Origin of the sequence: Mesorhizobium sp. M4B.F.Ca.ET.143.01.1.1 (assembly GCF_004792275.1) — a bacterium.
GTDB classification, from domain to species: Bacteria; Pseudomonadota; Alphaproteobacteria; order Rhizobiales; family Rhizobiaceae; genus Mesorhizobium; species Mesorhizobium abyssinicae.
The window spans coordinates 419,238-430,499 of record NZ_SRSR01000001.1; the positions used below are offsets into that span (position 1 = coordinate 419,238).

7 protein-coding genes are annotated in these 11,262 nt (G+C 64.2%); all 7 read right to left on the reverse strand.

What is annotated here, in order from left to right; all coding sequences use genetic code 11:
* Positions 1–12: 12 nt before the first annotated feature.
* Positions 13–882, reverse strand: coding sequence for a glycosyltransferase family A protein (locus EN786_RS01995; RefSeq protein ID WP_127286415.1), 870 nt, complete (start codon positions 880–882; stop codon positions 13–15).
* Positions 882–1,838 carry a glycosyltransferase family 2 protein gene (locus EN786_RS02000; RefSeq protein ID WP_245518493.1) on the reverse strand — a complete coding sequence of 319 codons (957 nt, stop codon included), beginning with the start codon at positions 1,836–1,838 and terminating at the stop codon, positions 882–884. The genes EN786_RS01995 and EN786_RS02000 overlap by 1 nt, the downstream gene beginning before the upstream one ends.
* A gap of 103 nt (positions 1,839–1,941) precedes the next feature.
* The gene (locus EN786_RS02005) at positions 1,942–2,826 is read right to left on the reverse strand and encodes a transglutaminase family protein (RefSeq protein ID WP_127286413.1); all 885 of its coding nucleotides are present in this window, start codon (positions 2,824–2,826) and stop codon (positions 1,942–1,944) included.
* Between the two features lie 3 nt (positions 2,827–2,829).
* The gene (locus EN786_RS02010) at positions 2,830–5,241 is read right to left on the reverse strand and encodes a circularly permuted type 2 ATP-grasp protein (RefSeq protein ID WP_127286412.1); all 2,412 of its coding nucleotides are present in this window, start codon (positions 5,239–5,241) and stop codon (positions 2,830–2,832) included.
* Between the two features lie 6 nt (positions 5,242–5,247).
* Positions 5,248–8,607, reverse strand: a complete 3,360-nt coding sequence (locus tag EN786_RS02015) for a transglutaminase family protein (RefSeq protein WP_127310961.1) — start codon at positions 8,605–8,607, stop codon at positions 5,248–5,250.
* Positions 8,608–8,840: 233 nt separating this feature from the next.
* Entirely contained in the window at positions 8,841–9,968 is a 1,128-nt protein-coding gene (locus tag EN786_RS02020; RefSeq protein WP_127310962.1) for an acyltransferase, read from the reverse strand.
* A gap of 96 nt (positions 9,969–10,064) precedes the next feature.
* Entirely contained in the window at positions 10,065–11,255 is a 1,191-nt protein-coding gene (locus EN786_RS02025) for an acyl-CoA dehydrogenase (protein WP_127310963.1), read from the reverse strand.
* Positions 11,256–11,262: the final 7 nt, after the last annotated feature.

Sequence of the window (11,262 nt, forward strand, 5' to 3'; positions counted from 1 at the left end):
TCTCGACCGTGATCATTGGCGCCGGCCCTTCTCGCCATATCTGGCGCCGATGGCAGACCCCAGCGATTTGGCGAACAGCGCCAGCCACACGATTGGCAGCGAAAGCATCGCAAAAGTCCTGTCCCTTCCGGACAGCCCTTCCTTGGCCAGCTTGCTCACGTTGCGGCGGTCCCGGAAAATCCTTCGAAATGGCCTCAGGGGCTTCTCGCCTTCGACGGTCCTCAAATAGCCGCCAAGGCGGCGGCCGCGGCGGTACTGGTCGGCAAGCAGGCGGAACAGGCTTGTCTCGTTGCGATGGATGGTGAGGACCTGCGGATCCCAGACCGGCTGCATCGCCTCGGGCAGCCTGGCCATGAAATCGGTGTCTTCCCCCAACGCCATGCGCTCGTCGAACAGCCCGTACAGATCGAACAGCTTTCGGTCGAAGGAGACGCCGTAGCGCAGTGCCTTCTCGGCGGGGAGGCCGGGCAAACGCCGCATGTACGTCACGAGGTGCGCCGCGCACGCCACCAGATTGCGCGGATGGCTGTTGAGGATGGCGCTTGCCACGGTCGCGGCCCCTTGCCGGTGATGGTGCAGGCGCACTTCAGCCCAGCGCGGGCAGGCCAGACAATCACCGGCGAGGAAGGCGACGAACGGGGCCTGCGTCGCCGCGATGCCTAGATTTCGCGCGCCGCCGGCAAACAGTCGCTGCTCGACCTCGACGACCCTCACGTTGAGACCGGCATTGTCGACAAGTGCCTGGGCATTGCCACCGCCCGAATTCACGATGACGATCTCGAGCGGGATGTTCTGATCGAGCACCGACCGCACCGCGGCGACCAGTTCGGCGGGCGCCCGCAAACCAATCACCACGACTGCGAGTTCCGGTCTCCCGGCCATCAAGCGCTTTGCAACTGGATGCGCGGCACAGAAAAGCGGCGCCGCGCCGCAAGCTTGAACTGGTATCGCATGCAACGCCAGGTGTCCGACGGCACCTTCGGCGCCGCCCTGGCCACGGCCAGGAACCGGGCCGCCGTATCCAGATCACCGCGCGCATAGTGGACACGCGCGATCTTCAGGGCGACGAGGCCTTCCCTGACCTTCAGCGCCGACTTCGCGATCCCGCAATCGGCGAGCCCGTGCAACGCCTGCCGCCATTCGAGGAAGCGCTTCGCCGGCTTGACCGTGAAGCGATCGTCGGAGCGTTCCGCCGAAACGAAATAGGTCATGACGGGTTGCGTGATGACGGCAAGCCGGGCGGTGCTGAGCACCTTGGCCCAGAACAACGTGTCCTCGTCATAGGCGAGCCCGGTCGGGAATCGCGTCTCATCGATCGCGCGCCGGGACACCAGCGCGCTTCCGACGGCAATCGAGCGTACATGCCCCTGGATATAGGCCGAGGCATTGGCGGTGCTGGCGGCCGTATAACCTACAGGCAACTTGATCTGCCGGTCGACGCCGTCGGTTCGTCTGCGAAAGGCGCCGACCACCATATCGGCCCTCGTCTGCATATCGGTCCGGGAAAGCAATGACCGCAGCCCGCCGTCCAGATGCAGATCGTCGGCATCGATCATGTAGATCCAGGGGTAGTTCGCCTGCGCCAAAGCGAGATTGCGGGCTCCGCCCGCGTCCCTGCAATTGGACTGGATCACGCGCAACGGCAACGCGCACCGCGAAGCGGCATGTTCGGCAACGCTTGCTGTGTCGTCCGACGAAGAATCATCGACCAGCAGCACTTCACCGATGACATCAGCCTCTGGACGCAGCGATGCCAGCGTCCTCGCTATGGTCGCCGCCGCATTGTGTGCCGGAATGATGACGCTGACCGCTCTCAAATGGAAACTCCGCCGGTGCATGTTGCGCAACCGGCCCTACCGCCCCGAAGCGCAAGATAACGGCAGCGTCCGGATTTGAGAAGCAGTCTTTACGCCCCCCGGGAACCCCGGAAAGGCTTGCATCTCAAACCTTCTCGAGCATGACCGGGATGACGTCGACCGCTTGCTCGGCCGCCTGGCCGCCCGTTGTTTTCAGGACGCCGACGATCGGCGCCACATCGGAATAGTCCCGCCCGTAGCCCACGGTGATGTGGTCATTGCTCGCCCGCATGCCGTTCGTCGGGTCGAATTCCTGCCAGCCGGCGTCGCGCCCGCACCACGCCTTGACCCAGGCATGCATGGCATCGGCGCCCTCGAGCCGGGGCTTGCCCTTCGGCGGTATGGTGCGCAGGAAGCCGCTGACATAGCCGGCGGGAATGCCGAGGCCGCGCAGGCCGGCGATCATGATGTGCGAAAAATCCTGGCAGACGCCGCGTTTCAGGGCGAAAGCATCGCTGGCGCGGGTCTGCACGGTGGTTGCCTTGCCGTCATAGGTGAAGTCGCGCTGGATGCGGTTGCACAGATCCATGACCGTGGCGACCGTCGAACCTGCGACGCTGTCTTTCGCATAGGCGGTGATCGCGGCATCGATGCCGGCATGATCGCTGGCGGCGAGGAAGTGATGCGGCGAATCCGGCGCCAGCGACCGCACGCCGCCGAGTTCCTCCCGCAGCCGCTGGAGGTTGGGCGAAACGTCGAGCCCGGGCTCGGGGCGCGATACCGACACGCGCGCGCTCATCCTGATGTCGAGCGCGTCATGGGCGTCGCGAAAGGCGAGCGAGGTGACGTTGTTGCCGAAGAAGTCGGTGAAATCAGAGCGCTCGCCCGGCGCCGGCGTGAAGGACAGCGAGGCGGCGACCACCCGCTGCACGCCCGCGATCGTCGGCGGCAGCACGCGAACCTGATGCCGGCCGCCACCGGCCGCGGCGTCATAGTCGTAGCTCAGATGAAGCCTGATGTCGTAGAGCATGCCCTATCCGAAATAGGCCTTGGCGAGGCTGTTGTAGAGGCCGCCGATCTCGCTGGCGAGATCGTCGATGACTTGCGCCGTCATGTCCGACGGCTCCATGACGGCGATCGCCGTGTTGAGCTGCAGGATTTCCTTAGCAGCCGGCGACATATGTCCTTCGGCGCCAACGGAAGGCAGCATGCCGATCTCCGCCTTCAATCGTTCGAGCTGGAACAGGATCGAGCGCGGGTTGAGCGGGTCGAGCGCCAGCAGGTCGATCACCGTGCGCCGCCCAGCCTGCACCGGATATTGCCGGCGATGGGTCATGACGCTGTCGCCGATCTCCAGCATCATGTCGAGCGCGCCGTCCGGCGCGCCTTTCCTGGTCAGCCGGGCGAGCATGCGGGCGATCTGGATGCCGCGCTCCAGCCGCCGGCCGATTTCGAGGAAGCGCCAGCCGGTGAAGCGGTACATGTTCTCATGCAGCAGGCCGGAGAACCCGGCAAGCTTGCGCAGGATCACCGTCATCGCCCGCGTCGCGTCGTCGCCCGGCGCGACGGTTTTGGCGAATTGATGGATCGTCTTCGACAGATCCTTCAGCGCCAGCCAGCCGTCGGGCGAGAAACGGTCGCGGATCTGCCCGGCGCTGTAGACGGCGCTGTCCAGCGTGCTGATCAGCCCGAGCGGGATCGCCGTTTCGACGTCGATGCCGAACGGTTCGAGATAGTCCCTGATGTCGGCGAGCAGCGGCGTTTCGGGGTCGGAGGTCTCCGCCAGCCGCACATGATAGGCGCGCAGCACCCGCGCCGTGTCTTCCGAGCGCTCGATGTAGCGGCCGAGCCATGTCAGGTTCTCCGCGGCGCGGCTGGGCAGGCTGCCAGGCATCGAGCGGGTGAAGCTGTCGTGCTCCTGCGGCAGCAGCGTCTCGCGCTCCACCGGCCGGTCGCTGACCACCCACACATCCGCCGCCTGGCCGCCGCGCTGCATGGCGATGGCCGTCGCGTCTTGCGAGAAGCCGACCCGTGCAAAACCGCCGGGCATCACTGTCCAGCCATCCGGCGTGCGCGCCAGATAGACGCGCAGGCTTGCCGGCCGCGGCTCCAGCCAGCCACCGATATAGACGGGCGTGGTCGAAAGCGTCACCGCTTCCTGGCCGACGAAGTCGCCGCCGCCGTCCTTGATCCGCGCCACCAGTTCGGCCCGTTCGGCATCGGACAGCGTCGAGCCGAGCCTGGTCGCATCGTCGTCCTCGAAGGCAAGCCGTGTCGACAGCGCCGGACCGACCACCATGCGGTCGAGGTTGGCAAGCACGTGCTCGCGCTCGCTGTCCTGCCCGCACCACCAGGTGGCGACGCTCGGCAGCAGCAATTCCTCGCCCCGCAATTCCCGCGAGATCCTCGGCAGGAAGGAAAGCAGCGCCCGCGTTTCCATCAGCCCCGAGCCGAGCGCATTGACGGCCGAGACCGTACCCCGGCGGATCGCCTCGACCAGGCCTGGCGTGCCGATCTGCGAATCCGGCCTCAGCTCCAGCGGATCGGCGAAGGCGGCATCCAGCCGCCGCCACAGCACGCCGACAGGCTTCAGCCCCGAAACGGTGCGCACCATCAGCTTGCCGCCCGAGACGGTCAGGTCCTCGCCTTCGAGCAGCATGATGCCGAGATAGCGCGCGATATAGGCGTGCTCGTAATAGGTCTCGTTGAGCGGCCCCGGCGTCAGGATGGCGACGCGGCCGCCAGTGTCGTTGGCCATGCCGATCAGCGCGTCGCGGAAGCGGCGGAAGAAGCCGGCCAGCCGATGCACATGCATTTCGCCATAGATGTCGGACAGCGCGCGCGTGGTGGCGACGCGGTTCTCCAGGGCGAAGCCTGCGCCTGACGGCGCCTGCGTGCGGTCGCCCAGCACCCACCAGCGGCCGTCGGGCCCGCGGCCGAGCTCGAAGGCGATCATGTGGAGGAAATGGCCGCTGGCCGGTTTCGTGCCGACGACGGGCCGCAAATATTCTGGGCTGGCGGCGATCAGGCCGGCCGGCAGGATGCCCTTCTCGATCAGCAGGTTCGGTCCGTAAATGTCGGCCAGCGTCTCCTCGAACAGGTCGGCTCGCTGCACGAGGCCGGCGCTGATCGCCGCCCATTCCTGTTCCTCGATCAGCAGCGGGACATGCGCCAGCGGCCATTCGCGCTCATTGGCGCCGGCCTTGTCGTAGACCCGGTAGTAGACGCCGGCGTCGCGCAGATACTGGTCGGCGCGGGCAAAGCGCCGGGCCAGCTTTTCAGGACCGAGATCCTCCAGCGCCTCGAGGAAGGCGCGCCAGGCCGGGCGCGGATTGCCCGAGGCGTCGACCATCTCGTCGACGACACCGTCGATCGGCTGGTAGTGCTCCAGCAGACTGTGCGTCAGCGGCTTGCCGCCTATCTTCTTCTGATTCCCCTTCGCCATCGCCGATCAGAGTCTCGGGGGCCGCCTGAGGTCAAGGGTCATCGGGAAATCTTCAGAGGCTTCTTCATTGTGCAGCACATAGCCGGACGGTGTATGGCCGCGCGGCTCGAAGCGGGCAAGCCGCCGCGCCTCCGCCTCGTTGCCATTGACCGGAAAGGTGTCGTAATTGCGCCCGCCGGGATGGGCGACATGGTAGACGCAGCCGCCCACCGCCCGGCCCGACCAGCGGTCGTAGATGTCGAAGACCAGCGGCGTGTTGACCGGCAGCGCCGGATGCAGGCCGGAAGCCGGCTGCCAGGCCTTGAAGCGCACGCCCGCGACCGCGACCTCGCGGTTGGCCGTCACCTTCATCGGCACGACGCGACCGTTGCATACGATGGCGTGACGCTCCGGATTGAGGCCCTCGGTCTTCACCTGCAGCCGCTCGACCGAGGAATCGACGAAGCGCACGGTGCCGCCGATCGCGCCCTGCTCGCCCATCACATGCCACGGCTCCAGCGCCTGCCTGAGTTCCAGCTTGACCCCCGCATGCTCGACCTCGCCGCAATACGGGAAACGGAATTCGAGCTGCGCGGCGAACCATTCGGGACGGAATTCGAAGCCGTTGAGCTTGAGGTCCTCCAGCACGTCGAGGAAATCCGCCCAAACATGATGCGGCAGCATGAAGCGGTCGTGCAGCGAGGTGCCCCAGCGCACGAAGCGGCCGTCGAGCGGGTTCTTCCACGCACGGGCGATGATGGCGCGCACGAGCAATTGCTGCGCCAGGCTCATGCGCGCATTGGGCGGCATCTCGAAGCCGCGGAACTCGACCAGGCCGAGCCGGCCGGTGGGGCCGTCGGGCGAGAACAATTTGTCGATGCAGATTTCCGAACGGTGGGTGTTGCCGGTCACGTCGGTGAGCAGGTTGCGGAACAGCCGGTCGACAAGCCACGGCAAGGGTGCTTCGCCCTTGTCCGGATGCGGCACCTGCGCCATCGCGATCTCGAGCTCATAGAGCGAATCGTGGCGCGCCTCGTCGAAGCGCGGCGCCTGGCTGGTCGGTCCGATGAACAGGCCGGAGAACAGGTAGGACAGCGATGGGTGCCGCTGCCATTGCAGCACCAGGCTCTTCAAGAGATCCGGCCGGCGCAGGAACGGACTGTCGTTGGGCGTCGCGCCGCCGACCACGACATGGTTGCCGCCGCCGGTGCCGGTGTGGCGGCCGTCGATCATGAACTTGTCGGTGCCGAGCCGCGACTGCCGCGCCTCCTCGTAGATCGCGGTCGTCGTCGCCACACAGTCCTGCCAGTTGGCGGCGGGATGGATGTTGACCTCGATGACGCCGGGATCGGGCGCGACACGGATGACGTTAAGGCGCGGATCGTGCGGCGGGCCGTAGCCCTCGATATGCACCGGCAGGCCGATGGTCTTTGCCGCATTTTCGGCCGCCGCCACCAGTTCGAGATAGTCTTCCAGCGCCTCGACCGGCGGCATGAACACGCAGAGCCGCCCGTCGCGCGGCTCGACGGTGAGCGCTGTGCGCACGGCACCGCCGATCTCGGTGATCTCCTGCTCGACACGGTCCTGCTGGCCGGCCACCGCAGTGAAGGACACCGCCTGCTGGCGGCGCGCCATTTCGTCGGCGCCTTCAAGCTCCGCCGGAGCGGCTCCCCGCAGGATAGCCTCGCGCGCCGGCAGCGGGCCGCGCGGCAGCGACGGATCGACCGGGACGATGTAGGGGAATTGCGCCGGCGGCACATAGGGCAGTGTGCCGAGCGGCAACCGATAGCCGACCGGTGAATCGCCGGGAACCAGGAACAGCCGGCCGCGCCTGGTCTTCCATTTCTCCGAGCGCCAGCGCTGGCCGGCAGCCTGGCTGTTCCAGCGCTGGACCGGCAGCACATAACCCGACGGCTTGGTCAGCCCGCGCTCGAACACGCGCGCCATGCGGCTGCGCTCTTCCGGATCCTCGAGCTTGGAATTGGAGGGATCGACATTGTCCGGCAGCTTGCCTTCCTTGAGCAGCCACTCGGCCGGGTCCTCATAGGCCTCGCTGACCATCGCCTCGTCGATGCCGAGCTCGCCGGCGATCGCCGTCAGCAGGCTTTGCGCCTGTTCGGGACCCACCGCGACGCTGCTCTTTTCGCGCGCGATCAGCGCCGGGTCGCTCCACACCGGCTGACCATCGGTGCGCCAATACAGCGAGAAGGTCCAACGCGGCAGGCTCTCGCCCGGATACCATTTGCCCTGGCCATAGTGGAGAAAACCGCCCGGAGCGAAACGCTCGCGCAGACGGCGGATCAACTCGTCCGCCTTGCCGCGTTTGGTCGGACCAACGGCGGCGGTGTTCCACTCGGCGGATTCGAAATCGTCGATCGACACGAAGGTCGGCTCGCCGCCCATGGTGAGCCGCACGTCGCCTTCCTTCAGCGCCGCGTCCACCTTGTTTCCCAGGGCGTCGAGCGCCTGCCAGCTTTCGTCGGAGAACGGCTTGGTGATGCGCGGATGCTCGGCGATGCGGTCGACCCGCATGTCGAAGCCGAAATCGACATTGGCGAAGCTCGCCATGCCGGAAATCGGCGCGGCATTGCGGAAATGCGGGGTGGCGGCCAGCGGCACGTGGCTTTCGCCGGTGAGCAGGCCCGAGGTCGGATCGAAACCGATCCAGCCGGCGCCGGGGATATAGACCTCGCACCAGGCGTGCAGGTCGGTGAAGTCGACCGCGGTGCCGGGCGGCCCGTCGAGCGAGACCAGATCGGGCTTGAGCTGGATCAGGTAGCCGGAGACGAAGCGCGCGGCGATGCCGAGATTGCGCAGGATCTGCACCAGCAGCCAGCTCGAATCCCGGCACGACCCCTTGGCGGCGGCGAGCGTCTCCTCCGGCGAGAAGACGCCCGTCTCCATGCGCACGATATAGGCGATCTCGCGCTGCAGCCGCGCATTGATGTCGACCAGGAAATTGACGGTGTTCCTGGAGCCGCGGTCGATGGTCTCCAGGAAAGCCGAGAGCAGCGGTCCAGCCGGCTCCGGCGTCCGGTAGATGGCGAGGTCTTCCCTGATCTCTTCCGGATACTCGAACGGGAAATTCTCGGCCGATTCCTCGACGAAGAAATCGAATGGATTGTAGACCGTCATGTCGGCGACGAGATCGACCTCGATCTTGAGTTCGGTCACCGGCTCTGGGAAGACGAAGCGCGCGAGGAAGTTGCCGTAGGGGTCCTGCTGCAGGTTGACGAAATGGTTCTTCGGCTCGACCTTCAGCGAGTGGCTGAGCACCTTGGTGCGCGAATGCGGCGCCGGCTGCAGCCGGATGACCTGGGGCCCGAGAACCACCGGACGGTCGTATCTGTAGTGGGTCAGGTGGTGGACGGCTGCCAGAATTGCCATGGGGCCCCTGAGTTCGGCGTTTCAATTCGCCGAACCCTGACACAAATGCAGGCCATTCTCCAAGCAGAGATGTTGCGCTGCACATGAATAGTCGACCAACCTTAAGTTGGCGAGTTATGGCGATGCTAGCCTGCCTTGCAGCAGGCGGGTCTCCCAACGTTGGAATTGCCGTAAGGCGCCTGCGAGCGCGCGGTCCAGACGATGATCCATATCGTCTGCAACGGTTATGCGGGTCAGGTCGTCGCCACCGGCTTCAATCGTCGTCTGGAGCGTGCTGTCAACCACGCTCGGACCGGCTCGTCGAAGTACTTCAAAGCAAGGTAGGAAGCCACGATCACCGTCAGGATTTGCAGAAAATCAATTGCGAGCGCCATCTCAAAGGAAGCGTGAATTCGAGAATTGACTTCTGCGAAAAAGCGAATAATCGGATCCTGCAAGATATAGACGGGATAAGACAATCTTCCCATAAGAAGGAAGCGGGAAAGCGTCTTACCATCTACTAATAACGATGATCCAAAATATACCACTGCCGGCAATATGCATACAACATATACGAGATCGATTAGCCACGACCGTCCAAAATCTGATAGCAACAAAATTGCAAGAAAGAGATTTGCCGCCAGTGCAGATATATTCGAAAGGTGACTTTCAGGCCTCAGGCGGTACAGGAGGACTCCACAGAAGAACGGAAACATCACCCTGATAAAACCATAAATCCAGTTATCTTGATCGTTGCCGCCTGATATCATATTATTCTTCAGCGCAAGCCAAATAAGAGCAATTAGACTCAAAACCACAACAATAACAAGGCGTCTAGTTGAAAGATACCGCACTATCAGCGCGTAGACGATATTTACATAAAACTCGAATGTTAGAGACCACCCAGCCATATTGAGCGGGTAGGCCGTCGCCCACTGCGGAAAGACGTAGCTCGGCAAAAGCAAAATTGCGAGCAACCCGACCAAGAATACATCTCTCAAATCGGGTCGGCCTTGGATAAAATGGGAGAGAATCAATAGCAATAAACCCGACATCACTCCGACGAAGAGCAATGGGTAAAGTCGAATAATTCTTATCCGCATGAATTGAGAAAAATTCATTGAAGATTCCAGGCGCTTTTCATACGCGTAGGCGATGACAAAGCCGCTCAGAATATAAAAAAAATCGACAGCTAAACCGGCTTGAGGGAGCTTCTGAAGGTCATGGTGCTGGACCGTATGGAAAAATAGGACAACCAAAGCAGCGACACCTCGAAGACCATCGAGTACCGCAAAGTGCTGCTTGTCATCCATGTCGGGGCCCCCAAGCCCCACATCTTTGCTATAGGTCGAGCCCACGCGCAAGCCGATTGCGACAGCCACGCCGACGATCGCGCGTTCCGGCCGTGCTTGATGGAGTCGGTCAGGAACGATCCGTGCGTGCGAGCTCTGGGTGGCAAGCGCATGAACTCATGAAAGCTAGAAAAACGCCTGGATGCTTGTCTGCGCCCGTCCGAGGATCAGCGCATGCACGTCATGCGTGCCCTCATAGGTATTGACCGTCTCCAGGTTCTGCGCATGGCGCATGACGTGGTAGCCGATCTGGATGCCGTTGCCGCCATGCATGTCGCGGGCCTGGCGGGCGATGTCGAGCGCCTTGCCGCAATTGTTGCGCTTGACGATCGAGATCATCTCCGGCGCCATCTTGCCCTCGTCCATCAGCCGCCCGACGCGCAATGAGCCCTGCAGGCCGAGCGCGATCTCGGTCTGCATGTCGGCGAGCTTCTTCTGGAAGAGCTGCGTGCCGGCGAGCGGCTTGCCGAACTGCTTGCGGTCGAGGCCGTACTGCCGCGCCCGGTGCCAGCAATCCTCGGCCGCGCCCATCGCGCCCCAGGAGATGCCGTAGCGCGCCCGGTTGAGACAGCCGAATGGCCCCTTCAGGCCAGAAACATTGGGCAGCAGCGCCTCCTCGCCGACCTCGACGCCTTCCATCACCACCTCGCCGGTGATCGACGCGCGCAGCGACAGCTTGCCGCCGATCTTCGGCGCCGACAGCCCCTTCATGCCCTTCTCCAGCACGAAGCCGCGGATCTGGTTGTCGTGCGCGGCCGACTTCGCCCAGACGACGAAGACATCGGCGATCGGGGCGTTGGAGATCCACATCTTGGAGCCGGAAAGCCGGTAGCCGTTCGCCGTTTTCTCGGCGCGCGTCTTCATGCCGCCGGGGTCGGAGCCTGCATCCGGTTCGGTGAGGCCGAAGCAGCCGATCCATTCGCCGGAGGCCAGCTTCGGCAGGTACTTCTTGCGCTGTTCTTCCGATCCGTAGGCATGGATAGGGTACATCACCAGCGACGACTGCACGCTCATCATCGAGCGGTAGCCGGAATCGATGCGCTCCACCTCGCGCGCCACCAGGCCGTAGGTCACGTAATTGGCGCCGAGACCGCCATACTCCTCGGAAATGGTGATGCCGAGCAGGCCCGCCTCGCCCATCTCACGGAAGATCGAGGGATCGGTCTGCTCGTCGAGATAGGCCTCCTCGATGCGCGGCGCGAGCTTGTCGGCCGCGAAGGCCGCCGCGCCGTCGCGCACCATGCGCTCATCCTCGGAAAGCTGGTCCTCGATCAGGAAGGGATCGTTCCAGACGAAGGAATTCTTCTCGGCGGCCATGGCCTCA

Coding starts and splice junctions, on each gene's coding strand:
- EN786_RS01995 (WP_127286415.1), bottom strand. CDS start 882: ATGGCCGGGAGACCGGAACTCGCAGTCGTGGTGATTGGTTTGCGGGCG.
- EN786_RS02000 (WP_245518493.1), bottom strand. CDS start 1,838: ATGCACCGGCGGAGTTTCCATTTGAGAGCGGTCAGCGTCATCATTCCG.
- EN786_RS02005 (WP_127286413.1), bottom strand. CDS start 2,826: ATGCTCTACGACATCAGGCTTCATCTGAGCTACGACTATGACGCCGCG.
- EN786_RS02010 (WP_127286412.1), bottom strand. CDS start 5,241: ATGGCGAAGGGGAATCAGAAGAAGATAGGCGGCAAGCCGCTGACGCAC.
- EN786_RS02015 (WP_127310961.1), bottom strand. CDS start 8,607: ATGGCAATTCTGGCAGCCGTCCACCACCTGACCCACTACAGATACGAC.
- EN786_RS02025 (WP_127310963.1), bottom strand. CDS start 11,255: ATGGCCGCCGAGAAGAATTCCTTCGTCTGGAACGATCCCTTCCTGATC.